Below are 24374 nucleotides of genomic sequence, written 5' to 3' on the forward strand. Positions count from 1 at the left end.
GAAACTTTGCCACGGGGATGCGACCGGAGCGGAAACGGCCAGTGCCGCCCCGCCCCGGCAGACCAATCAGAACCGCGCGCTCATCTCGATCCCGTACATGCGCGGTTCGCCCGCGATATAGGTGGGATCGCCAAAGCTGCCGCCGGTATTGCCGGCATCGAGCAGGTAGTGCCGGTTGAACAGGTTGCGGACATAGCCGCCAACCATATAGCGCGCTTCCGGCCCGAACTCGAAGCCGGCGCGCAGGTTGGTGAGCGAATAGGCCTGCTGGCTGATCGCTTCCTTGTTGGGCATTTCGAAATAGACCTTGGACCGCGTATTCCAGTTGGGCGCGAAGTAGAACAGCCGGTCCTGGCCCAGCGGCACCCGCAGGTTGACCGCCAGCGCCGCGCTGAAATCGGGCTGGAGGCGGAAGTGGTTGCCGGCATAGGCGGTCAGCGCATTGTTCCCATCGATGCGGCCATGCAGCCAGGCGGCCATGCCACTGATCGACAGGATCGGGCTGACCTGCCAGTTGCCTTCGAATTCCACGCCGGGGTTGTGCGCGCTGCCGGCAGACTGGGTGGTGGTCACCCCGTTGCTGGTTACCGTCACCTGGAACCCGCTGTAGACCTGGTAGAACGCCGAGAGGCCGCCGCTGAACGGCCCCACCCGGCCCTTGATCCCCGCTTCGTAGTTCCACAGCTTTTCTGCCGGGATCGGCAGCACGTTGGGCGTGGTGGCTGTCTTGGCAGTCACCTGCACCACCGGCGAATAGCGGCCTTCGCTGATCGTGGCATAGAGGTTGAGATCGTTGCTGAGGCGATAGAGCAGGTTCACGCGCGGCAGGATCGCGCTGTAGTCGCGGTCGGCCATGACCACGCCGCCATTGGTGCTGACCACGCCGAGCAGGCTGGTGTTGACGCCATAGGCGGCCAAAATCGCCGAATTGGGCTGGACCGAGCTGTATTCCGACTTGCGATGTTCGATCAGCACGCGCGCGCCGGCGGTGATTTCCAGCCGCGGCGTGGGCATGAACGTGGCATCGGCAAACAGCGAATAGGTCTTGTTGACGCCCTTGTTCACATAGCTGGAGGCATAGGGCACACTCGTGGCCTTACCGCCGGTTAGGATGTAGCTGGCGGTCTGCCCGGCCGCATTGGTGGCCACGCCATTGGCGTTGACGCAGCCAGTGCCCGTGCCCACGCCATAGCCGGACAGCACCTTTTGAAACGCGGCGAAGCTGCTGATCGCGGCGCAGGCCAGGTAGGTGCCTTCGTCTGTCGAAAACGGCACTTTCTGGAAGCTGTTCTCGACAAAGGCGTTCCACCCGAACGTGGCGCGCCAATGCGTGCTGTCGTAGTTGAAGCGCCCTTCGTGGCTATACTGTTCGCCCTGCGCATCCTCGGCGAATTCGAGGTAGAAGGCGCGGCTGCCGTCGGCATCGAACACTTCGTGCGAATGGAACGTGCGGAAACCATTGACCGTGGTGAACGTCAACCCCGGCGCGAGCTGGACGGTGCCGGTCAGGTTCACGTCGTGCACGTCGCGGGCAATGCCCAGCTTGGCCGCGCCCAGCACCGAGGCGCTATAGGGCGAGCCGGACAACTGCACCGTGCCAAACGGATCGGACGGCCCTTGCGTGGTGGGATAGACCAGGCTGGTGAAGCCGGTGCCGGGATCGCGCTGCCGATCGTAGGTATAGACGAGGTCGACCTTGACCGTGCTGGACGGCGTCCAGCGCAACGAGGCCCGCGCGCCCCAGTCGTTTTCGCCGTTCAGGTCATCCTGACCGGGCTGGATATTGGTGGTATAGCCGTGGCGATACTTGTGGGAGAACGCGACGCGCGCGGCGAGCGTATCGTTGCCGGCATTGACGAAGCCCGAGAGCCGCGTGCTGTTGTAGTTGCCGTAGGACGCATTGATGCCAGCGGCATAGCCCGGCTGCGGGCGGGCCGAGATCATCGAGACCGCGCCCACTTCGGCGGCCGTGCCAAACAGCGTGGCCTGCGGCCCCTTGACCACTTCCACGCGCTCCATGTCGAACAGGTCTTGCCAGGCGCCGCGCGCGCGGCTGATGTCCACGCCGTTGTAATAGACCGAAACGCGCGAGCCGGCCTGGGCCGAGCCGCTGTCTGACGTGATGCCGCGAATCACGAAGCCGGGGTTGTTGGCGCTCTGCTTCTGGATCTGGAGGCCAGGCACATAGGCGGCCATTTCGCCGAGTTCCGACACGCCAAGCTGGCTGAGCTTGTCCTGGGTCACCACCGATACGGTCAGCGGCACGTCCTTGAGCTTCTGCTCGCGCTTTTGCGCGGTCACGACGATATCGCTCTGCGCCGTATCGACGCCGGCAGAAGCATCGGGCGCGGGTGCAGCCGCTTCCGCAGCATGGGCCGTACCCTGGACGAGCGAAAACAGGCTGGCCGTGGCCAGCAGCGAGACAGCACGAAGACGCATGAGACCCCCCTTGTCGCCCGGCCCTACGCCAGGCCTTCGGTGGGCGCCTTCCCGCCATGCTCACGTGACATCTTGATGAAAGGGCAGGTTATTTCACTTCCTTTCAGCAGGCGCGCGCGGCACGCTGGCCCAGCCGAGCACGCCCGATGCCACCAGGAGCGCAGCAGCGGCGGCAAAGGCTGCGGGATAGCCCCAGCGATCGAACAGGCCGCCGCCCAGCGCCGCGCCCAGCGTGATCGCCAGTTGGATCACTGCCACCATCAGCCCGCCACCGGCCTCTGCATCATCCGGCAGCGCACGGGCAAGCCAGGTCCACCAGGCAACCGGGGCGGCCGTGCCGATCGCGCCCCACAGCGCGAGCAGCACGCCGGTGGCGAGTGGCACCCGGCCCCACGCCACAAGCCCCAGCGCGATCAAGGCCATCGCCACCGGCATGGCGAGCAACGCGCCGCGCAGCGAAGCCGCCACCGCGCGCCCGACCAGCGCGTTGCCGACCAGGCCGGCAAGGCCCAATCCGAGCAACATCGCCGAAAGCGTGGAGACCGACACGGCGGTTGCCTGCTCCAGGAACGGCCGGAAATAGGTGAAGGCGGCAAATTGCCCCATGAACAGCAACCCGCTGGCCAACAGGCCCAAGGCCACCTTGGGGCGCGTCAACACCCGCCACACCGCGCTTCGTGCGCTGTCCCGCGGCGGGGCGAGCGTGGGCAGGCTGTGCCACATCCATGCAAAGGTCACCACCGCAAGCGGCACGACCAGCAGGAACGCCCCTCGCCAACCGATATACTGGCCCAGGAAACTGCCCAGCGGCGCCGCGACCGTCGTGGCCAGCGCGTTGCCTCCGTTCAGCACGGCAAGCGCGCGCGGTACGTCTGCCGGCGGCACCAGGCGCATGACAGTGGCCGCTGACATCGACCAGAACCCGCCGATCACCACGCCCAGCATCGCCCGCCCAGCCATCAGCACGGTGAAATCCCCGGCACAGGCGACCACCGCGCCAGACAGGCCCATCAGGGCGACAAGGCCCAGCAGCAGATGGCGCCGGTCGAGCCGCGCCGCGATGCGCGCCACGCCCAGGCTGGTCACCACCGCGAACACGCCGGACACGGCAATCGCCTGGCCGGCCGTGCCCTCGCTCAGGTGCAAGTCGCGCGCCAGCGGCGTGAGCAGGCTGACGGGCAGGAACTCTGACGCGATCAGTGTGGAGACGCACAGGGTGAGCGCATAGACCGCGCTCCATGCGGGCAGCGCCTGGTGCGCCGGCGCCGGATCGGCGTGCATGGGAAAACCTCGGGATCGGGAATGGATACCTGCCCCTAGCCCGCCGACCATGCGCGTGGCACCACGCGCGTGGTTCATGCGGCGATGAGCCGGGCTCAGCGTCAGAACCCGAGGGGGCGCATTTCCCGGATCAGGTCGATCAGCAGGCGCAAGCCCAGCGGCAGATTGCGGCGCCCGGGATAATAGATGTGCAGCGCCGGGCCGGGGCTGACCCAGTCGGAGAGCACGGCCTGCAAGGCGCCGCTGGCCAGATGGGGGGCCACGCTGGCAGTCGGCAGGTAGACCAGCCCGGCCCCGCGCAGGGCCATGGCCGTGGCAAAGGCGGAATTGTTGTGGGTGATCGTGCCGGGCACGGCCAGGGCCAGGCTTTCCGCTTCGCGCTCGAACTCCCAGCGATAGGTGCGATCGTCCCCCAGCCGCACTTGCAGGCAACGGTGGCCGGCCAAGTCATGCGGATGGAACGGCACCCCATGCTGCGCGAGATAGGCGGGTGAGCCCGCAATGGTCCAGCCCACCTCGGCACTCAGGCGCTGTGCGATCATGTCGTCAGGCACGGTGCCGCCAAAGCGAACCCCGGCATCGAAACCTTCGTCGAACACATCGAGCAGGCGGTTGTCGACATAGATGTCCAGCTCGATTTCCGGCCAACGCCGCTGGAATTCGGGCAGGACCGGGGCCAGAAGGTGTTCGGCCACCATATCGGGCACGTTGACGCGAACCCGCCCGCGCGGGCTGTCGCGATGGCGGTTGAGCACGTCCTCTGCGGCGAGGACGGCCGCAAGCGGATCGCCCAGCGTGCGGAGCAGGTCTTCCCCGGCCGCCGTCAGCGTGACCGAGCGGTTCGTGCGGTTGAGCAGCTTGACCCCAAGCCGCTCCTCCAGCCCCTTGAGCGCATGGCTGAGCGCCGAGGCGCTGACGCCCAGCTCCACGCCCGCCTGGCGAAAATTGCGGTGCCGGGCAATCGCCGCGAATGCGGCAAGATCGGCGAGATCGGATCGGGCAAAGGCCATGGCGCGCAGTCAGGTTCCAGGGCAGCAGGCAGAGCAGCCGTCTCTATGCCACGCCGCGATCGAACGGGAAATGAGGGGCGCTCATTGCAGCCATGAAATCCGTTCAGGACACCAGGCGCGACGCGAGATCAGGCCAGCCAGTGGCGCGCCAGGGCACAGTGCAGGCGGATGCCGGTTTCCAGCACGTCGTCATTGAAATCATAGTGCGGATTGTGCAGCGGAGCGGGCCGTTCGCCCACGCCCTGGCCCAGCCAGATATAGGCGCCGGGCCACTGTTGCAGCATGAACGAGAAATCTTCGGAGGTGGCGGCCGGCTCTGGCGCGAGCTCGGCCTGGGCCACCGTGGCGGCCACGGCCAGGGCATCGGCCGCAGCGGCGGGATCGTTGATCGTGGCCGGGTAATAGCGATCGTATTGCACGTGCCCGCGCACTTCGAAGGCCGTGCCGATGCCTTCGACCATGGCGCGGATGCGCGCCTCGATCCGCTCCTGCACTTGCGGATCGAACGTGCGCACGGTGCCGATCACGGTCACTTCGGCCGGGATCACGTTGTGTGCCTCCCCGCCATGGATCTCGGTGACCGAAAGCACCGCCGCCTGGCTCGGCGGCACGGCACGGGCGACGATAGTGTTGAGCTGCTGCACCAGCGCGGCGGCGGCGAGAATGGCGTCGGGCGTATCCTGCGGGATCGCGGCATGGCCACCCTTGCCCGCGATCACGATGCGGAACTTGTCGGCCGCGCCCATGATCGGGCCGGGGCGCGTGGCAATGGTTCCGGCGGGCAGGCTGGGCCAATTGTGCAGGGCATAGACGCGGTCGCAGGGAAAGCGATCGAACAGCCCGTCCTCGATCATCGCGCTGGCACCGCCCTGCCCTTCCTCGGCCGGCTGGAAGATGAAATGGACCGTGCCGGCAAAGTCGGGATCGGCCGCCAGCACGCGCGCCGCGCCCAGCAGCATGGCGACGTGGCCATCGTGCCCGCAGCCGTGGAACGTGCCGGGGGTGCGGCTGGCCCAGGCCAGGTTGGTCTGCTCGGTGATCGGCAGCGCGTCCATGTCCGCGCGCAGACCCACCGTGCGCGTTCCTCCCGCCCGGACATTGGGCCGCCGGCCCTGCAACACGCCGACCACGCCCGTGCCGCCGATCCCTTCGTGCACCGCCAAGCCCAGCGCGCGCAGTTCCTGCGCCACGCGCGCGGCCGTGCGGTGCTCGCAAAAGCCCAGTTCGGGATGCTGGTGAATGTCGCGGCGCAGCGCGACGAGATCGGGGAGGATGGCGGCAAGATCGGTCATGGCGGCGCTTTCCGGCGAGCAAGTGATACCGGGCTACCCTAGGCCAAGCGTGGCGCCTGGCCATAGTCCCTTTCGCGCAGGGCCTGTGGAGCAATAAATTGCAACCATCGCGGCCGTCTGGCTTCCTTGCAGAAAATTTTTGGCGCAAGCGGAAGGAAAGCGTGCGCCCCGGTCTCTAGGGGCAGGAAAGAGGGAAAACCCAAAGCCGATGGAGGATGGGACGGGACCGGATCTGCGAGCGCAACTCGAGCGCCGCCGCGCCTTGGCGCAGTGGGTGGCGCGCGAGATCATGCCGCACGAACCGCGCCTGCGGGCCTGGTTCGTGAAGCGGCGGATCGCGCCCGATGTAGTGGATGAACTCATGCAGGACGCCTATTGCCGCATCGCCATGCTCGACACGGTCGACCATATCGACTGCGGGCATGCCTATTTCTTCTCGATCTGCCGCAATCTTCTGGCGCGGCGGCTCAAGCGCCAGACGGTCGCGCCGTTCGAGGCGATCAGCGAGATCGAAAGCTATCGCGACAGTGGCACCCCCACGCCCGAGGAACAGGTCGCCGCGCGCATGGCGTTCGAGCGGGTGCGCGCGCTGCTGGGCCAGTTGCCCGAACGCTGCCGCCGCATCGTGGAACTGCGCAAGATCGAAGGCTGGTCGCAAAAGGAAATCGCTGCGCACATGGGCATCACCGAAAAGGCGGTGGAGAAGCAGGTGTGGGTGGGCGTGCGCGCCATCCGCGAAGGCTGGGACCGCCTGGAACGCGAGGCCGATGGACTGACAACGCCGTTGCCGGCCGGGCGGAGGGCATCGTGACCATGGCCACCCCCCTGCCCCCGGCCGATCGTGATGCTGCCGCCGTCTGGGTGGCGCGCATGGACGATGCCGAGGCCTGGACCATGGCCGACGAGGCCGCGCTGCAAGCCTGGCTCGCGGCAGACCCGCGCCGCCATGGCCTGCTGCTGCAAGCCCAGGCTGCCTGGGAATTGCCCGGCGCAATCGCGGCTCCGGCGCAGATACCGGAAGCAGTGGACGAGCCGATAGCCGAACCGGCCCGTGACCGACGCCGCTGGGCGCGGCGCGGGGTGCTGGGCGGCATGGTGGCGGCCGGTGTCGCGGCCGTTGCCGCCACGCGCTATGTCCTGGCCAGCGGCGCCGAATATGTCACCCGGCTGGGTGAAATCCGCCGCGTGCCGCTCGACGACGGCTCGGTCATGACGATCAATTCCGACACCGCGCTGAAAGTCAACCTGACCAGCCACGCGCGCGAAGTGGAACTGGCGCAGGGCGAGGCCTGGTTCGAGGTCGCCAAGGATGCGCAGCGGCCGTTCGTGGTTGCGTCGGGCGCAGTGCGCGCCCAGGCCATCGGCACCGCCTTTTCGGTACGCAAGCGCGAGGATGGGGTGGAAGTGCTGGTGACCGAAGGCGTGGTGGAAACCTGGACTGCCGCCGATGCCAGCCAGCGCCTGCGCGTGCTGGCGGGAGAGCGCGCGATGGTCAATGCCCGCGCCCTGGTGCATTATCAGGCCAGCGAGACGGCACCGGTAGACCGCGCGCTCGCCTGGCGCAACGGCATGATCGATCTCAACGGCACCACGCTGCGCGAGGCAGCCGAGGAGTTCAACCGCTACAACAAGCGGCAGATCGTGATCGCCGATCCCGACGTGGCGGGCGAGCAGTTCGACGGCCTGTTCCGCATCGGCGATCCCGAAGGCTTTGCCGAAACGCTCAAGGCTACCCTCTCCGTGTCGATCGACAGCAGCGATCCGCGCATCATCCGTATCGAGCGGGGAGCCGAAAACAGCGCCATGAAATAATTTTCCGCAATCCAAGAAGGAAAATCGCCGGAGCATGTCTCTAGGCGGATACAGACCGAAACGGCCTGATACGTAATGAAATCCTGATGGGAGGGATATATGATGACGACCACATTGCGTGGCGTTCTATTTGCGTCGACCAGCGTTGCCTGCATGGCGACCATGCCGGTTGCCGCCCAGGCCAACACCGAACTGCGCCAGTTTTCCATTCCGGCCCAATCGGCTGAAACCGCCATCGGCCTGCTCGGCCATCAGGCCAATGTCCAGATCATCGCCTCGCGCAAGGTGACCCATGCGGTGCGCACCAACGAAGTGCGCGGCCGCCTGACCGTTTCCGACGCATTGGACCGCATGTTTGCCGGCACCGGCCTGGCCGCGCGGCAGACCGGCCCCGCCACCTTTGCCGTGATCGCCCGCCCGCTTTCGGCGCGCCCGCCGCTCGTCGCGGCCACGGTGGCCATGGCCAGCCAGGCCGCTGCCGCCGAACCGGCCGCCGCACGCCCCGCGCCCGAAGCGCCTGCCGTTGCCGAAGCGGAACCGCAAGCGATCGTGGTGACCGGCCTGCGCGCCAGCCTCGACAACGCGCGCGGGATCAAGCGCGCCTCGTCCGGCATCGTCGATGCCATTTCCACCAAGGATATCGGCAAGCTGCCCGACGCCAACTTGGCCGAATCCCTCCAGCGCATCACCGGCGTTTCGATCGACCGCTCCGGCGGCGAAGGCGCCTTCATCACGGTTCGCGGCTTTGGCCCGGAATTCAACACGGTTCTGGTCAATGGCCGCCAGGTGGCCACCCCTACCGACCCGAGCCAGGCCTCGGGTCGGGCCTTTTCGTTCGACACGCTGGCGTCGGAACTGGTTTCCGGGGTGGAAGTCTACAAGTCCTCGACCGCGCGCTATCAGTCCGGCGGCGTGGGTTCGACTGTCAACATCAAGACCGCGCGCCCTTTCGACTATCGCGGCCGCAAGTTCTCGGCCACGGTGGACGCGAACTATGACGGCAACGCCAAGAAGGCCGCGCCCGATGCCTCGTTCCTGTTTTCCGACACACTGGCCGACGGCAAGCTCGGCATCCTGGTTTCGGGCAGCTACCAGCACCGCTTCACCCGTCTGCAACAGGCGCAGACCGACGGTTGGCTGGTCAATCCGGCGGTTCCCGCCGGCGAAGTCAACGGCGGCAAGGGCACGGTGAGCGCCAGCAATCCGCAGGGCAACCTGTTCATTCCGCAGAACTTCGACACCAAGGTGACGCGCGAGGATCGCGAGCGGATCGGCGGCACCGTCGTGCTGCAATACCGGCCGAGCGATGCGGTGACGATCACCGCCGACGCGCTCTATACCAAGTTCACCAACAAGACCGAGACGCGGTCCTACGGCCACTGGTTCACCGCCTCGAACCTGACCGACGTGGTCACCGATGCCAACGGCACCGCCACCGACCTGACCCAGGCCAGCGGCATCGCCACCGACTTCCACTACAAGAAGTTCGACAAGCGCACCAACACGCGCGAGTTCGGGCTGAACCTGGAATGGAAGATGTCGCCCAACCTCACCGCCTCGTTCGACGGCACGTATTCGCTGGCGAAGGAAGACCCCAACGGCGGCCAGGAAGCCTATCTCGCGCTGCTGGGCTATCTCACCGGCTCGTCGCGCTATCAGTCGGATGGATCGGTGCTGCCGTGGCAGACCGAAACCCTGCCCACGTTTGCCAACCCGGCCAGCCCCTGTGGCAGCGCGGTGACCAATTCCGGCCAGCCCGGCAGCACCACGCCGGTGGGTGCAGGCCAGCCGATGTGCCAGCACGTGATGCTGCTGCGCGGCTATGGCATCCGTGACCAGGTGACGCAGGGCCGCGCCGATTTCGCCTACAAGGGCGATGGCAGCGAAGGCCTGGTGAACGCCAACTTCGGCCTCTATTACTCGCGCGACCGCAAGGACACCTCGCTCTATTCCAACGACGGAGGGACCGGCTGCACGACCTGCGGCTACAACCTGCCGGCACCGGCGGGCGTGCCGATCACCACGTTTAACGCCGGCAGCGGGTTCCTGTCGGGACTGGGCGGGGCCAATCGCCTGCCCACGCAGTGGCTGACGTTCGACGGACCGACGCTGTTCAACGCGATCACCGCGCAGCAGCGCGCCACCAATCCCAACTTCACCTTTGCCCCGCCGCTGGTCAACGACACGATCGTGACCGAGCGAGTGCTGGGCGCCTATCTCGAAACCGAGTTCAAGGGCGACGTGGGCGGCCGGCCGCTCTCGATCGTGGCGGGCGTGCGGTTCGAGGACACGCAGACCGACGTGAACGGTCTCGCCACGGCCTATACCGGCCTGGTCAAGCTGGCCAACGACCAGACGCAGTATGGCTCCGCCTCATCGGGCACGACGCGCACCGTGGGCAAGGCGCATTACCTCGACGTGCTGCCCAACATCGCGTTCAAGTGGCAATTGACCGATGCCGTCACGCTGCGCTTTGCCGCATCGCAGACGATCACCCGGCCAACGCTGGAACAGCTTTCGCCGGTGACCACGCTGGTCACGCTACGGCCGGGCAACTTTGCGGCGAGCCGGGGCAATCCCGATCTCAAGCCGTTCAAGTCCAGCAACCTCGATTTTTCGGCCGAATACTACTATGCGCCGGGCAGCTATGTCTCGATCGGGGCCTATCTCAAGAGCGTCAACAACTTCATCGTGCTGAACCAGACCACCGGCACGGTGGCCAATGCCAGCGGCGGCCCGCTGCTCGATCCCGGCACCGGCCTGCCGGCGCAGTTCACGGTGACGGCGCCGGTCAACGGCCAGGATGCCACGGTGAAAGGCATCGAGGCGGCCTGGCAGCACACGCTGGGCGACAGTGGCTTCGGCTTCCAGCTCAACGGCACGCTGGTGGGGTCTAACCGCCATCTCGATGCGCAGAACCTGGCCAACAAGTTTGCGCTGACCGGGCTGTCCAACTCCGCCAACGCGGTGGTGTTTTATGACAAGAACGGGATCGAGGCCCGCGTGGCGTGGAACTGGCGCGACCGCTTCCTGCAATACCTTGCCCCGCCGCCGCTCAATGGCGCCGGCCAGGCCGTGACGCAGGTTCGCCCCTATTCGCAGATCGACGCCAGCGCGACCTATCACGTCACGCCGCAGTTTTCGGTCTTTGTTGAAGGGGCCAATCTGACGGATTCCCGAACGCTGAAATACGCCTACTATACCAACCAGTTCCTCTATGCAGAGGACTCGGGTCGGCGCTTCAAGGTGGGGGCGCGGGTCAACTTCTGATCCGCATCCACACCAGCAGCGCCTGACAACCAGGGGCACGCGCGGGCATCGGCTTGCGCGTGCCCTTCGCGCCCCAACCAGCGGGCGGCAGGGAGGGAGAGAAAAACCGTGATGTCCGCCAGTCCAGATCGCACGCCAGATCGGGCGATCACCTCGGTGTGCATCGTCGGCGGCGGTTCGGCCGGGTGGCTGACCGCCGCGCTGATCGCCGCGCGCCATGGGCCTGACGTGGCCGTGACGCTGGTGGAAAGCGTGAGCCGCGGCACCATCGGCGTGGGCGAAGGCACCTGGCCCACCATGCGCAACACGCTGCGCAAGATCGGCATTGCCGAGACCGATTTCATGCGGGCCTGCCATGCTTCGTTCAAGCAGGGCGCCAAGTTCGCCCGCTGGCGCACCGGGGAGGACGATGACTTCTACTATCACCCGCTGGTGCTGCCCGAAGGCTTCCCCGATCTGGATCTGGCGCCCTACTGGAACGCGGCGGCCGAGCAGGACCATGGCGCCGCGCCATCGTTTTCCGACGCAGTGTGCTTCCAGGAATTCCTGTGCGAGCAGGGCCTGGCGCCCAAGCTGATCACCTCGCCCGAATATGCCGGCATCGCCAACTATGCCTATCACCTCGATGCGGTGAAGCTGGGCGAGCTGCTGGCCAGCCATGCCACGCAGAAGCTGGGCGTGCGCCACATCGACGATGAGATCGTGGGCGTCGAGCGCGCCGAGGATGGCGACGTGCGCGCGGTGATCGGGCAGCGCAGCGGGCCGATCGCGGCCGATCTGTTCGTGGATTGCACCGGCTTTGCCGCGCGGCTGCTGGGCGAAGCGCTGGAGGTGCCGTTCATCGACCGGTCCGACGTGCTGTTCATCGATCGCGCGCTGGCGGTGCAACTGCCGGTCGAGCCCGACAGCCCGATCGCCTCTCACACCATTTCCACCGCGCAGAAGCATGGCTGGATCTGGGACATCGGCCTGCCGACGCGGCGCGGCATCGGCTATGTCTATTCCAGCCGCCACGCCGGCGCCGATCGCGCCGAGGAGGAACTGGCCGCCTATGTCGGCCCCGGTTTCGCCAGCCTGACCCCGCGCGAAATCCCGATCCGCTCGGGCCATCGCGCGCTGTTCTGGAAAAATAACGTGGTGGCCGTGGGCCTGGCCGCCGGGTTCCTCGAACCGCTGGAAGCCTCGGCCCTGGTGCTGATCGAGCTGTCGGCCGACTATATCGCCACAAGTCTGCCAGCGACGCGCGGCGCGATGGATTTCGTGGCCCGCCGGTTCAACACCATGACCCGCTATCGCTGGGACCGGATCATCGAATTCCTCAAGCTGCATTACATCCTCTCGGAACGCAGCGACACGGCGTTCTGGCGCGACAACCGCGATCCCGCAACCATCCCGCAGGACTTGCAGGACCAGCTCTTGCTGTGGCGCGACACCCCGCCCGGCGAACACGACTTTGCCAGTGCGCACGAGATGTTCCCGGCCGCCAGCTATCAATACGTGCTCTATGGAATGGGTTTTCGCACCCGCCCGCGCGCCGGACAACTCGCCCGGCGTGACCAGGCTGAGGATGCCCTGGCGCACACCGCCGGGATGAAGCAGAAACTCGCCCGGATGATGCCGACCAACCGCGCCTTGCTGAGCACGCTGGCGCAGCACCGCTTTCCCCCGCTTTGACGCCACCTGCACGAGGCCCCGCCATGAAGCTTGCGCAACTCACCCGCACCGACCACGCCGGCGTCCGCATCGATCCCGCGCGCGCGGCGGCCAGCGCGGCAACGGTGCACCTCGTGCCGCTGGTGGCCGACGAGATCCGCACGGTCGCCCGCCAGTTCCCCGTGTTCCTGGCCAAGGATGCCGAGACCGGCGCGTTCTACCCTGCCGCGCTGATGGGCCTGGAGCCGCACGAGAACCTGTTTTGGAACGGCAATGCGCTGGAGGCGGACGTGCTGCCGCTCAACCTGCTGCGGCTGCCGTTCTTCGTGGGCGGCGAAGGCGAGGACTCGGTGATCTGCATCGACACCGAAAGCCCGGCAATCGATCCGTCCGGCCCCTGCCCGATCGTGGCCCCCGACGGCAGCGAAAGCGACTATTTCCGCTCGGTCCAGGCGATCCTCGGGCGGCTGGTGCAGGGACAGGAACCGACGCGGCGGCTGGTCGACCTGATGCTGACACACAAGGTGGTGCGCGAATACAAGCTGGACCTGGCCTTCCATGACGGCAGCACCAGCCTGCTGACCGGTCTCTATGGCATCGACGAGGTGGCCCTCGCCCGCGCCCGCGAGGCGATCACCGATTTTGCCGACCTGATGATCCTGGCGGCGATGTGCCTTTCGCACGATCATGTCGGCGCGCTGGTCCGCCGCCGCAATGCGCGCCTGGCTGCCCAGGCGGACTGGTTCGCGCCGGGTGCCTGAGCGGGACGGCGCCCGCTTGCCGATGCAGGTTCACCCGCTTGCCCGGCTGGGGCGCGAACACGTGCCGCTGTGGATCGTGGACGCGGCCCATCCTGACCCGGCCGCGCTGGTGGCAGCGGCGGCAGTGGCATCCTTTGCCGCGAGTGCCGGCGATCTCTATCCCGGCTTGCGCGCGCCCGCGCCGGCCGCCTGGGCCACCTGGCTGGCCGAAACGCTGCCGCAGTGGCCGGGGCTGGAGCGCGCCAAATTGCTGCGCGCCGATTTTGCCGTGGCCACGCGCGATCCGGCCAGCCTGGCCCCGGTGCAGCGCATACCCCACTTCGACGATCCGGCCGACGACATGCTGGCGCTGGTCCACTACCTCTGCGCTCCGCCCCATGGCGGCACCAGCTTTCACCGCCACCGCGCCACGGGTTTCGAGCGGATCACGGTGGCGCGCGCCCCAGCCTGGCGCCAGGCGCTGGCGGCCGATGCCACCCGCCATGGGTTGCCACCCGCCACCTATCACACCGGCGATACCGCCACGTTCGAGCGGATCGGCGCGGCGGCGCTGCGCCACAACCGCGTGATCCTCTATCCCGCCAATTGCCTGCACTGCGGCGACGTGGCCGCGTCGTGGCCCAGCGGCGACCGCCTGACCATCACCGCGCTGCTGCGGCTGCCATGAAGCGTTGCAGGCTGCCGATCAACCAGCGCAGCCCGGCATCCTGATCGCGCGAGCCATGCCATTGCACGCATTCGCGCATGGCCGGAAACGGCACCGGCAAGGGCACGCTGCGCAAGGGCAGGAGTTCCTCGTAGAAGGCGGCAAGGCGCGCAGCGACAATCGCGATGCGATCGGTGCCCACCAGCATCGGTGGCGCCAGGGCAAAGCTTTCCACCTGCACTTCGATGCGGTGCGCGATGCCCAGATGCTGCAACTGCACTTCGGGAAACGAGCGTGGCTGGCGCTGGCCCAGCTTGACCGCGACATGGCCGGCGCCCGACAGGGCCTCCACCGTCAGCGGGCGGTCGAACAGCGGATTGCCGCTCCAGCCCTGCACCACATGCTCCTCGGCATAGAGCACGTCTGACGGATGGTTGGGCGATAGGCCGGTTTCAGGCAGGATCACGCAGTCGATCGCACCGCGCTCCAGCCCATCGAGCAGGGCGTCGTTGGCAGCCAGGATTTCGAACCGCACGTGCGGGGCTTGCGCCTGGATAGCGCGCAGGAACGGCCCGAGCACGACCATCGCGACGTAATCCGAACAGCCGATGCGGAACCGGCGCTGGGACGTGGCCGGATCAAAGCGCGAGGCGGCCGCCATCAGGTGTTCAACCTGGCCCAGGATCGCGCGGATTTCCGGCCGCACCTGCAAGGCATAGGCCGTCGGTACCATGGTCTTGCCATGCATGACCAGGATGGGATCGGCAAAGGCCTCGCGCAGGCGGGCCAGAATCGTGCTCATCGCCGATTGGCTCACGTGCAGGTGTTCGGCCGCGCGGGTGACGTGGCGCAGTTCCACGAGCACGTCGAACGCGACGAGGAGATTGAGATCGAGCCCGCGAAACCGCATCGCGCCTGCCTTTCACCATCTGCGTGCCCAAGCAGCCATCGCAATTTTGGGTCAATGATCATCTTGATAATCTGTTTTTTGGATGATGCCAATCGACCTAATCCTCCACCCTAGCCGCGTCGCTTCCGAAGGCGTGGCGCGATGGAGAGGATCCCATGCAATTTCCCGATACGCTCGTGTTCCAGGGCTATGCCGCGCCGGTGCGCGCCGAAGTGGATGTCATCGACCTGGAGGTGGAAGGCACGCTACCGCCCGAACTGAGCGGCTACTTCCTGCGCAACAGCGCCGACCATGCCTATCCGCCGCGCTTCGAGAACGACATCTTCCTCAATGGCGACGGGATGATGCACCAGGTGCGCATCGCGCAGGGCCGCGCCCACTTGCGCACACGCTATGTCCAGACCGAAAAACTGGGGCTGGAGCGGGCCGCCGGGCGGGCGCTGTTCGGTGCCTATCGCAATCCCTTTACCGACGATCCGGCCGTGGCGGGGCGTGATCGCAACACGGCCAATACCTCCGTGGTGTGGCACGGCGGCAAGCTGCTTGCGCTCAAGGAAGCGGGGCGGCCGATGGAAATCGATCCCGTCACGCTGTCCAGCGTGGGCGTTCACGATTTCGGTGGGAAGCTGACCAGCCAGGCGTTCACTGCCCATCCCAAGCTGGACCCGGTGACCGGCGAAATGATCGCGTTCGGCTATTTCACGCAGATCGTGGCGGACAACACGATCGAGGTCTATTTCATCGCTGCCGACGGCACGCTGTCGCGCACCGAGACGATTGCCGCGCCCTATCCCTCGATGGTCCACGATTTCCTGGTCTCGCGCCATCATGTGGTCTTCGTGATCTGCCCGATGATCTGCGATTGGGACCGCGTGCGCGCCGGGCATCCGTTCTTCCACTGGGACGACCGCGAGGACACCTGGATCGGCATCATGCCGCGCACCCCGGGCGGCGCGGCGCAAGTGCAATGGATCAAGGCGCCGCGCCGGGCCATGCAGACCCACACGTTCAACGCCTGGGAGCAAGACGGCAAGCTGCACCTCGACCAGTTCCTCACCGAGACCGGATGGCTCTCGCAGTTTCCCGATCTCAACAATCCCGACACAGTGGAAAAGCCGCCGTTCGCGTTCCGCTGGACAGTGGACCTGGCCGACCTGGCAGCGCCGGTGGCCGAGCACATGCTGTTTCCCCACATCGGCGAGATGCCGATGATCGACTTGCGCTTTGCCATGGGCAAGACGCGGCACTTCTGGTTTGGCACCAACAACCCCAAACTGGGGCCGATGCTGCCCTGGGGACCCAAAGGCCCGCCGTTCACCTGCCTGGGCCATTTCGATGCCGAGACCGGCGCGCTCGATTTCTTCTATGCTGGCCCGGATTCCTCGCCGGAAGAGCCCTGCTTCGTGCCGCGTGCCGGCAGCAGCGAGGAAGGCGATGGGTGGCTGGTCTCGGTGGTCGGCCGCCGTGCCGAGAACCGCACCGACCTTGTCGTGCTCGACGCGCGTCGCCTGTCTGACGGGCCGGTTGCGGTGATCAGGATGCCGGTGCGCATCCACGAGGGCTTCCACGGCATCTGGGTGAACGAGGCCGGATAGAGTGGGCGCATCGCCCACCCGGCACGGCTCAAAGATTGGCTGTTGACGCTGAAGGAAAAACTTGTCAGCCTAAATTCAACTTAAAAGGTTGAGTTATGGCAAACTCGTTTCCGTTCCATGACTTGCCTGTGGCCATTATCGGCGGCGGGTTCAGCGGCACGCTTCTGGCGATTCACCTCGCGCGGCGCGGGTCGCGCGTGGTGATCGTGGAGCGCGATCCGCAGGCGCTGGCCCACGGCCTGGCCTATGGCGCATGCGGCCCGCAGCATCTGCTCAATGTGCGCGCCGGGAACATGAGCGCCTTTCCCGACGATCCGGGGCATTTCCTGCGCTGGCTGGGCCATGGCGAAGTGGACGCAGCCAACCGCTTTGCCACGCGGGCCAGCTATGGCGCCTATATCGCCAGCCTGCTCGCCACGGCGCGCGCGGCCATGCCGGAACGCATCACCATCGCCATCGCGAGCGCGCAGGATTTGCGCCCGCATGGCGATGGCACGCTGCACCTCACGCTCGACAGCGGCGTGGCTCTCCATGCCCGCGCCGTGGTGCTGGCGCAGGGCAACCTGCCGCCGCAACGGCACCGGGCGCTCGCCGGGCTGGATCAGCCGCAGGTTCTGCCCGATCCTTGGGCGCCGGGCGCGCTCGATGCCATTGCCGCCGATGCCCCGGTGCTGCTGCTCGGCACCGGCCTGACCGCGATCGACGTGATCCAGTCGCTGGAGGCGCGCGGCCATCGCGGGCCGATCGTGGCGCTATCGCGACGCGGCCTGGTGCCCCGCGCCCATGCCGAAAGCGGCCCGACCGTTTCGCCACAGCCCATGCCCGGTGCTCGCGGCAGTGCCCTGCTACGCCACATTCGTCGCCGCGCCGCGCAAGTGGGCTGGCGCCACGCGATCGACGAGTTGCGCCCGCACACCCATGCCCTGTGGCAAGCCCATGATGGCGCGGCCCAGGCCCGTTTCCTGCGCCATGCCCGGCCGTGGTGGGACGTGCACCGCCATCGCATGGCCCCTGCCATTGCCCAGCGCATCAACGCCTTGCGCGTGCAAGGGCGCCTGGCCGTGATCGCCGGCAATCTGGTCAGCGTGGAAGCCCAGCCCGATGGCGGCCTGCTCGCCCGGTGGCGCGACCGGGGCGGTGCAGAGACGACCGCGCTGGCGGTGGAGCATGTGGTGGTCTGCACCGGACCGGGTGGCGATCCGGCGCAAAGCCGCGATCCGCTGCTGCGGACCTTGCTGGCCAAGGGCCTGGCACGCCCCTGCCCGCTGCATCTGGGGCTGGATGTCGACAGCGGCTGGCGCCTGCGCGACGCGCAAGGGCGTGCCAGCCTGCCGATCCACGCCATGGGCGCGCTGTCCAAGGGCCTCAACTGGGAAATGGTGGCCGTGCCCGATATCCGCCTTCAGGCGCAGCGCCTGGCCGAACAGCTTGCGCCAACGCCGGCAGCAGCAGCGGCCTGACGATCAGGCCATATGCTGCCCGAAATCGGCGTCGTCCTCGTCCAGACCGCCGGACGAAAGATCGAGCGCAAATCCCTTGAGCCGGGCCTGCTGATCGCCGATCGATCCGGTTCGCGCCGGACGCGGCACCGCCACTGATGCCTTCCGGCGAGGGGGCGTGGTGGCGCCCGGCGCCGTGGCCCGTGTCTTGGGTTGAGCCGCAGCGCGACGGACCGGACGGCGGCCACTGTCCAGCGTGAAGTATGCCAACCCGGCCTGAAGTTCTTCGGACTGGGCAGCGAGTTGCTCCGAAGTGGCCGAGACCTGTTCGGAAGCACCGGCATTCTGCTGCGTGACCTGGTCGAGCTGCTGGATCGCCTCGTTGATCTGCGACGCGCCGATATCCTGTTCGCGGCAGGCGGCGCTGATCTCGCTGATCAGCTCGGCAGTGCGGCGAATGTCGGGGACCAGCTTGGCCAGCATGTCGCCCGCTTCGGTTGCAGCCTTCACCGTGTCGGACGAGACCGCACCGATTTCCGAGGCCGCCGTCTGGCTGCGCTCGGCCAGTTTGCGCACTTCGCTGGCCACCACGGCAAAGCCCTTGCCATGCTCACCGGCGCGGGCGGCTTCCACCGCGGCATTGAGCGCGAGCAGATCGGTCTGGCGGGCGATTTCCTGGACGATGCCGATCTTGTCGGCAATCGTGCGCATGGCTTCCACTGCACGATTGACCACCACGCCCGAGCTTTCGGCGTCCTTCGACGATTGCCGCGCGATCTTTTCGGTCTGGGCGGCGTTGTCAGCGTTCTGCTTGATGTTGGCCGCCATCTCTTCCATCGCGGAAGAGGCCTGCTCGGCCGCAGCGGCCTGCTCGGCAACCCCTTGCGAGACCTGTTCGGAGCTTGCCGCCAGTTCCTGGCTTCCGGCCGACACGCTCTCGGCTGCCTCACCCACCTGGGCGGCAAAGCCGCGCAGATTGTCGATCAGCGTGTTGATGGCCTCCTTCATGCGCTGGTGATCGCCATCGCAGGCAATCTCCACCTTTTCACGCAGATCGCCTTCGCTCACTTTGGTCAGCACCCGGTTGCCCTCGGCGATCGGCAGCACGATCGCATCGAGCATCCTGTTGATGCCCCGCACCAGCGCGGCAAAGTCACCGGAAAAGCGGTCTGCCTCGCCACGCTGGTCCAGTTCGCCGGCGGTCGCGGCCCGGATCAACCGCTGGATTTCGGCGGTGATGTCACGCAGATTGCGGCGCAGGCTTTCGATATTGTCGTTGATGAATGCCTTCTTGCCCGGGAACTGCTCGATCGGCGCATCGAAATCGCCTTCGCCGAAGGCCTTGATGCAGGCCATGGCCTTTTTCTTGACCGCGATATGTTCGCCAACCATCCGGTTGATGCCCTGCGCCATCGTGGCGAAGTCACCATGGAAGCGCTCTGTCGGCAGGGTCACGTCGATGTCGCCCTGGTCATGAGCGGCGCTCATCTGGTTGATCTCGCGGATCAGGCCGAGCAGATTGGCCCGCAGCGTTTCAATCACCTCGTTGATGAACGCCTTCTTGCCCGGGAAGGCTTCGAGCTGAGCGTTGAAATCGCCGACACCGATGGACTTGACGCAGGCCATGGCCTTTTTCTTGACCGCGATGTGTTCGCCGACCATCGCGTTGATCGCCTTGGCCGCCTGATGCAGATCGCCCTGCAACCGCTCCACCGGCACGATGACGTCGATATCGCCGCGTTCGTGCTCCGCCGCCATGGTGCGGATGCTGCCAATCAGCTCTGCGGTCGGCAATGTTGCCCGGTCGAGCAGGCGATTGATCGCCTCGACCAGCGCGCCGGCGCGCCCATGGCCCGGCGGCACAGCCAGGCGCGCGGCCAGATCGCCACCCGCCAAGGCGGCCTCGACGCGCTCGATTTCCACAAACGTCGGCGCCAGCGACCCGAAATAGAACGTGTATGGCGGCATTGATCCTGGCCTTTCCCTGCGGCGTTTGCGGGTACCGATCGATAGCGCCACGGCCTGTTCGCCGGGACGCTAGAAACGCCGCCCGATCCAATGGGCGCCAGCCTAGATCGCGGCGTTGAAAGCGCCGTAAAGCCCCGGCGCGTCATTCTACGCATCCACGCGGTGCGATCACGATCCGGGCGTTACCCCGGTTGGCAGCGGAATGGCGGTGCCATCTTGGGTGATCAGCCGGGATGGTTGCCCAAAGCGATCGATCGTGATCGGAAGGCCAAACAGGCGGTTGGACCGCGGATCGCGGGGAACGATGGCGAACACCGCGCGCTCGGCCTGCAACAAGCGCCAATCCGCCTCGGTCAGCCACCAGCGAACCGGGCGCGTACCCGTTCCGGGCAAGCCTCTGACCACGCCATGGAGCAGGTATTCGGCGCGCACCAGAATGCTCATCGCCGGCCGTCGAACCTGCCGCTTCCGCTGGTCTCCCCTCGGGTAGCGATGCAGGACACCGGGATCGCGCGCGTGATCATCGCCTGCCTTGTGCTCCCTCTTCCTGCGACCAAGCGCGAGATTAGCGCAAGGAAACAGGCGGTCGCTACCGGCAAAGCCGAAGGTGGCGGCTTTCGGCGCGATGCTTTTCCGGGCAAGGCTGGGCTTTTCCCGGCAAGGCTGGCGCTAGGCCAGCCTAGCCGGCTCGCCATAGCCGCCCCCGCCCGGTGTCTCGATCACCAGGCGATCGCCGGCATCCAGTTCGGCGCGCGCGGTGCCGCCGATCGGCTCGATCCGGCCGTCGGCCCGCTCGATCCGCTGGGTGCCCGGAACGCCGGGCGCGCCACCGGCGAGGCCGAAAGGCGCCACCGCGCGGCTCGACGCGACCAGCGTGACGGTCATGGGTTCGAGCATGGTGACAGCGCGAATGGCGCCGTCGCCGCCCGGCCATTGCCCGGCCCCACCCGATCCGCGTCGGATCGCGAAGCGGTCGAGCCGCACCGGATAGCGCTGTTCGAGAATTTCCGGGTCAGTGATCCGCGTGTTGGTCATGTGGGTGTGCACTGCGCTGGCGCCGGCAAAGCCTGGCCCTGCCCCTGCGCCGCCGCAAATCGTCTCGTAATACTGGTGAGACGCATTGCCGAACAGGAAGTTGTTCATCGTGCCCTGCGATGCAGCCGCCACCCCGAGCGCGCCGAACACCGCGTTGCACAGCGCCTGGCTCACTTCGGTATTGCCCGCCACCACCGCGCTGCCCGGCGGCGGCGCCAGGAACGAACCCTGGGGCACGACGATCCGCAGCGGCGCCAGGCAGCCTTCGTTGAGCGGGATCGCCTCGCCGGCAAGGCAGCGGAAGGCATAGAGCACGACCGCCCGCGTGACCGAGGGCGGCGCATTGAAATTGCCGGGGCTGGCCGGCCCGGTTCCGGTAAAGTCGATCACCGCCGTCCGCGCTACCGGATCGATCGTGACCGCCACGCGGATCGGCGCGCCGCTGTCCAGCCGGGTTTCGAACACGCCGTCGCGCAAGCCCGCCACCACGCGGCGGATGCTTTCCTCGGCATTGGCCATGACATGGCCCATGTAGCCGCGCACCATCGGCCAGCCGCGCGCGGCAACCAGCGCCTGAAGCTCTGCCACGCCGCTGGCATTGGCCGCCAGTTGCGCCTTGATGTCGGCCACGTTGACATCAGGATTGCGCGCCGGCCATTCCGCCTCGGTCAGCAGGCGGCGAAACGCCTCCTCCTGGAACACGCCGCCATCGACCAGCAGGAAATCGTCGATCACCACGCCTTCTTCGGCCAGGCGCCGGGACTCGGGCGGCGTGGAGCCGGGCGTCATGCCGCCGATATCGGCATGGTGGCCGCGATTGGCCACGAAGAAGCGCAATTCGCCCGCGTCGAATACCGGGCTGATCACCGTGACATCGGGCAAGTGGGTGCCGCCATGGAACGGATCGTTGAGCGCGATGGCGTCGCCAGGCTTGAGCGTGGCGCCGCGCCGCGCGAGCACGGCGCGCACACTGTCGCTCATCGCGCCCAGATGCACCGGAACATGCGGCGCATTGGCGATCAGGCGCCCCTGCGCGTCAAACAGAGCGCAGGAAAAATCGAGCCGTTCCTTCATGTTGACGCTGCTCGACGTGTTGCGCAGGACAACGCCCATGCGCTCGGCAATGCCCATGAACTGGGTGTTGAACAGTTCGAGTTGCACCGGATCGGCCACGGCCGGATCGTCCAGCGCGCGCGCAGCGGCACCGTCGTGATGAAGCAGCAGTTCGCCGTGCTCGCCCACTGCCAAGCGCCAGCCAGGCTCGACCATCGTCGTGGCGGTTTCTTCGCGCACCAGGATCGGGCCGTCCAGCCGGTCCCCCGGCCGCAACGCCGCGCGATCGAACACTGGGACGGCGTGCTCGGCGCCGCCGGTCCAAATGGGGACTGTGGCGATCGGTGCAGGAAGCGCGCCATCGCGCACCGGCAAGGGCAGTGGCGCGGCCGTGTCACCGGGCAGCAAGACCTCGACCATCAGGCTCTCGATCACGATCGCGCGATCCGGGCTGGTGAAGCCGAAGCGGGCCTGGTGCGCTGCCTCGAACGCCGCGCGCATCGCCACGGCATCGCCCAGCGGCACGCCCAGCGCGGTATCCGTGCCGGCATAGCGCAGATGCGCCGTGGCGCTGCACCGCACGGCATCTCCGCCGCCAAGGTCGGCTGCGGCCTCGTCACCCAGCGCGCGGGTCAGTCCATCAAGCCGGGCCACCGCTGCCGCATCGAGCGGCTGTTCCACCGAACGCTGGCGCAAGGCCGCGCGATCGGCCAGGCCCATGCCATAGGCTGACAGCACGCCTGCCAGCGGATGGATCAGCACCTGCCGCATGCCCAGCAATTCGGCAACGCGGCAGGCGTGCTGCCCGCCTGCCCCGCCAAAGCATTGCAGCACGAAACCAGCCACGTCCTCGCCGCGCTCCAGCGCCACGCGCTTGATCGCGGCGGCCATGTTGGCCACGGCGATGGACAGGAACCCTTCGGCCACCGCGCGGGGATCCTGCGGAGCGCCCGTCGCCGCCGCGATCCGCTGCGCCAGGGTGGCAAAACCTTCGGCCACCGCTCCGGCGTCGAGCGGCTGGTCCCCGCCTGGCCCGAACACCGCCGGAAAATGCTCCGGCCGGATCTTGCCGACCAGCACATTGGCATCGGTCACCGTCAGCGGCCCGCCGCGCCGGTAGCAGGCCGGGCCGGGATTGGCCCCGGCGCTGTCCGGCCCGACGCGATAGCGCGCGCCGTCGAACTGCAGGATCGATCCGCCGCCGGCCGCCACCGTATCGATCGCCATCATCGGCACGCGCATTTCCACCCCGGCGACGACGGCATCGAGCACACGCTCGAACGCGCCGGCATAGAGCGCCACGTCGGTGGAAGTGCCGCCCATGTCGAACCCGATCACCCGCGTGAACCCAGCCTGCTCGGCCGTGCGCGCGGCGGCCACCACGCCGCCCGCCGGGCCGGAAAGGATCGCGTCCTTGCCCTGGAAATGCGCGGCATCGGCCAGGCCGCCGTTGGACTGCATGAAATGGAGCGGCACCGCGCCCAGCGCCCCGGCCACGCGATCGACATAGCGGCGCAGCACCGGCGAGAGATAGGCATCGACCACGCTCGTCCGCCCGCGCGAGACCAGCCCGATCAGCGGGCTGACCGCATGGCTGGCCGAAACCTGCGCGAACCCCGCCTCCCGCGCCAGCCGCGCGACCCTGGCTTCCATGCCGGGATGGGCCCAGGCGTGGGCCAGCGCAATTGCCACGGCGGCATAGCCCTGCGCCCGCGCCGCGCGCAGATCGGCCAGGACTTTGGCTTCGTCGAGCGGCAACACGGCGTGGCCGTCACGGTCGATCCGGCCGCCCACTTCCAGCACACCTTCATGCAGCGGATCGGGCTGGCGGATCGCCAGGGCGAACAAGTCGGGACGGGTCTGGTCGCCGATCGTGAGCAGATCGGCAAAGCCGCGATCCACCACCAGCAGCGTGCGCGCGCCCTTGCGTTCGAGCAGGGCGTTGGTGGCCACGGTCGTGCCCATCTTCACTTCATCGATCGCCCCGGCCGGCCAGGGCTCATCCGCGCCCAGGCCCAGAATCTGGCGGATGCCGGCAATCGCGGCATCGGCATAGCGCTCCGGGTTTTCGCTCAACAGCTTGGCCGTGGAAAGCCGTCCCTCGGGCGAGCGCGCGACAATGTCGGTGAACGTGCCGCCACGATCGATCCAGAACCGCCATCCGCTCACGCTGCCCACCCTCACTGACAATTTATCGACGAATCGCAGCG

Annotated in this window: 16 protein-coding genes; 8 read left to right on the forward strand and 8 right to left on the reverse strand. The window is 67.3% G+C overall.

From position 1 onward, the window contains the following. Window positions 1-66: 66 nt before the first annotated feature. The 4 genes from IE191_RS13445 to IE191_RS13460 all read right to left on the reverse strand — a co-directional run bounded on the left by IE191_RS13445 (window position 67) and on the right by IE191_RS13460 (window position 6022). Complete coding sequence (locus IE191_RS13445; protein ID WP_191324883.1) at window positions 67-2439, reverse strand: TonB-dependent receptor; 2373 nt, start codon at window positions 2437-2439, stop codon at window positions 67-69. Window positions 2440-2532: 93 nt separating this feature from the next. Next, window positions 2533-3720, reverse strand: a complete 1188-nt coding sequence (locus IE191_RS13450; RefSeq protein WP_191324884.1) for an MFS transporter — start codon at window positions 3718-3720, stop codon at window positions 2533-2535. A gap of 101 nt (window positions 3721-3821) precedes the next feature. Further along, a complete protein-coding gene (locus IE191_RS13455) occupies window positions 3822-4730 on the reverse strand; it encodes a LysR family transcriptional regulator (protein ID WP_191324885.1) in 909 nt (302 codons plus the stop codon). 128 nt (window positions 4731-4858) lie between these two features. Then, on the reverse strand, window positions 4859-6022 hold the full coding sequence (locus tag IE191_RS13460; RefSeq protein ID WP_191324886.1) for a M20 aminoacylase family protein: 1164 nt from the start codon (window positions 6020-6022) through the stop codon (window positions 4859-4861). A gap of 208 nt (window positions 6023-6230) precedes the next feature. Between IE191_RS13460 and IE191_RS13465 the strand changes: the two genes are divergently transcribed. The 6 genes from IE191_RS13465 to IE191_RS13490 all read left to right on the forward strand — a co-directional run bounded on the left by IE191_RS13465 (window position 6231) and on the right by IE191_RS13490 (window position 14185). Next, window positions 6231-6833 carry an RNA polymerase sigma factor gene (locus IE191_RS13465; protein ID WP_229815359.1) on the forward strand — a complete coding sequence of 201 codons (603 nt, stop codon included), beginning with the start codon at window positions 6231-6233 and terminating at the stop codon, window positions 6831-6833. A 2-nt stretch (window positions 6834-6835) separates the two neighbouring features. Continuing rightward, window positions 6836-7834 carry a FecR family protein gene (locus IE191_RS13470; protein WP_191324926.1) on the forward strand — a complete coding sequence of 333 codons (999 nt, stop codon included), beginning with the start codon at window positions 6836-6838 and terminating at the stop codon, window positions 7832-7834. 153 nt (window positions 7835-7987) lie between these two features. Beyond that, the gene (locus IE191_RS13475; RefSeq protein WP_229815361.1) at window positions 7988-11104 is read left to right on the forward strand and encodes a TonB-dependent receptor; all 3117 of its coding nucleotides are present in this window, start codon (window positions 7988-7990) and stop codon (window positions 11102-11104) included. A gap of 111 nt (window positions 11105-11215) precedes the next feature. Continuing rightward, complete coding sequence (locus IE191_RS13480; protein ID WP_191324887.1) at window positions 11216-12778, forward strand: tryptophan halogenase family protein; 1563 nt, start codon at window positions 11216-11218, stop codon at window positions 12776-12778. Window positions 12779-12801: 23 nt separating this feature from the next. Further along, window positions 12802-13518, forward strand: coding sequence for a SapC family protein (locus IE191_RS13485; protein ID WP_191324888.1), 717 nt, complete (start codon window positions 12802-12804; stop codon window positions 13516-13518). Between the two features lie 22 nt (window positions 13519-13540). After that, window positions 13541-14185, forward strand: a complete 645-nt coding sequence (locus tag IE191_RS13490) for a DUF6445 family protein (protein ID WP_191324889.1) — start codon at window positions 13541-13543, stop codon at window positions 14183-14185. Here the strand turns inward: IE191_RS13490 and IE191_RS13495 are convergent. Next, complete coding sequence (locus tag IE191_RS13495) at window positions 14160-15074, reverse strand: LysR family transcriptional regulator (RefSeq protein WP_191324890.1); 915 nt, start codon at window positions 15072-15074, stop codon at window positions 14160-14162. The genes IE191_RS13490 and IE191_RS13495 overlap by 26 nt on opposite strands. A 155-nt stretch (window positions 15075-15229) precedes the next feature. Between IE191_RS13495 and IE191_RS13500 the strand changes: the two genes are divergently transcribed. Both IE191_RS13500 and IE191_RS13505 read left to right on the forward strand, forming a co-directional pair. Then, the gene (locus IE191_RS13500; protein WP_191324891.1) at window positions 15230-16669 is read left to right on the forward strand and encodes a carotenoid oxygenase family protein; all 1440 of its coding nucleotides are present in this window, start codon (window positions 15230-15232) and stop codon (window positions 16667-16669) included. Between the two features lie 128 nt (window positions 16670-16797). Next, entirely contained in the window at window positions 16798-18129 is a 1332-nt protein-coding gene (locus tag IE191_RS13505; RefSeq protein ID WP_308432910.1) for an FAD/NAD(P)-binding protein, read from the forward strand. Window positions 18130-18132: 3 nt separating this feature from the next. Here the strand turns inward: IE191_RS13505 and IE191_RS13510 are convergent, their stop codons facing one another. From IE191_RS13510 to IE191_RS13520, 3 genes are all read right to left on the reverse strand, one after another. Next, window positions 18133-20076 (reverse strand): methyl-accepting chemotaxis protein, encoded by a 1944-nt coding sequence (locus tag IE191_RS13510; protein WP_191324893.1) that lies wholly within the window; start codon window positions 20074-20076, stop codon window positions 18133-18135. 168 nt (window positions 20077-20244) lie between these two features. Continuing rightward, window positions 20245-20520, reverse strand: a complete 276-nt coding sequence (locus IE191_RS13515) for a hypothetical protein (protein WP_191324894.1) — start codon at window positions 20518-20520, stop codon at window positions 20245-20247. Between the two features lie 225 nt (window positions 20521-20745). Beyond that, window positions 20746-24333, reverse strand: coding sequence for a hydantoinase B/oxoprolinase family protein (locus tag IE191_RS13520; protein WP_229815365.1), 3588 nt, complete (start codon window positions 24331-24333; stop codon window positions 20746-20748). Window positions 24334-24374 lie beyond the last annotated feature (41 nt).

The organism is Novosphingobium pokkalii, assembly GCF_014652855.1.
Lineage (GTDB): Bacteria > Pseudomonadota > Alphaproteobacteria > Sphingomonadales > Sphingomonadaceae > Novosphingobium > Novosphingobium pokkalii.

Bases quoted from the DNA above. Each gene is read 5' to 3' on its own strand.
- IE191_RS13445 (WP_191324883.1), bottom strand. From the start codon at position 2,439: ATGCGTCTTCGTGCTGTCTCGCTGCTGGCCACGGCCAGCCTGTTTTCG.
- IE191_RS13500 (WP_191324891.1), top strand. From the start codon at position 15,230: ATGCAATTTCCCGATACGCTCGTGTTCCAGGGCTATGCCGCGCCGGTG.
- IE191_RS13455 (WP_191324885.1), bottom strand. From the start codon at position 4,730: ATGGCCTTTGCCCGATCCGATCTCGCCGATCTTGCCGCATTCGCGGCG.
- IE191_RS13465 (WP_229815359.1), top strand. From the start codon at position 6,231: ATGGAGGATGGGACGGGACCGGATCTGCGAGCGCAACTCGAGCGCCGC.
- IE191_RS13460 (WP_191324886.1), bottom strand. From the start codon at position 6,022: ATGACCGATCTTGCCGCCATCCTCCCCGATCTCGTCGCGCTGCGCCGC.
- IE191_RS13450 (WP_191324884.1), bottom strand. From the start codon at position 3,720: ATGCACGCCGATCCGGCGCCGGCGCACCAGGCGCTGCCCGCATGGAGC.
- IE191_RS13510 (WP_191324893.1), bottom strand. From the start codon at position 20,076: ATGCCGCCATACACGTTCTATTTCGGGTCGCTGGCGCCGACGTTTGTG.
- IE191_RS13480 (WP_191324887.1), top strand. From the start codon at position 11,216: ATGTCCGCCAGTCCAGATCGCACGCCAGATCGGGCGATCACCTCGGTG.
- IE191_RS13490 (WP_191324889.1), top strand. From the start codon at position 13,541: ATGCAGGTTCACCCGCTTGCCCGGCTGGGGCGCGAACACGTGCCGCTG.
- IE191_RS13470 (WP_191324926.1), top strand. From the start codon at position 6,836: ATGGCCACCCCCCTGCCCCCGGCCGATCGTGATGCTGCCGCCGTCTGG.
- IE191_RS13485 (WP_191324888.1), top strand. From the start codon at position 12,802: ATGAAGCTTGCGCAACTCACCCGCACCGACCACGCCGGCGTCCGCATC.
- IE191_RS13495 (WP_191324890.1), bottom strand. From the start codon at position 15,074: ATGCGGTTTCGCGGGCTCGATCTCAATCTCCTCGTCGCGTTCGACGTG.
- IE191_RS13515 (WP_191324894.1), bottom strand. From the start codon at position 20,520: ATGAGCATTCTGGTGCGCGCCGAATACCTGCTCCATGGCGTGGTCAGA.
- IE191_RS13475 (WP_229815361.1), top strand. From the start codon at position 7,988: ATGGCGACCATGCCGGTTGCCGCCCAGGCCAACACCGAACTGCGCCAG.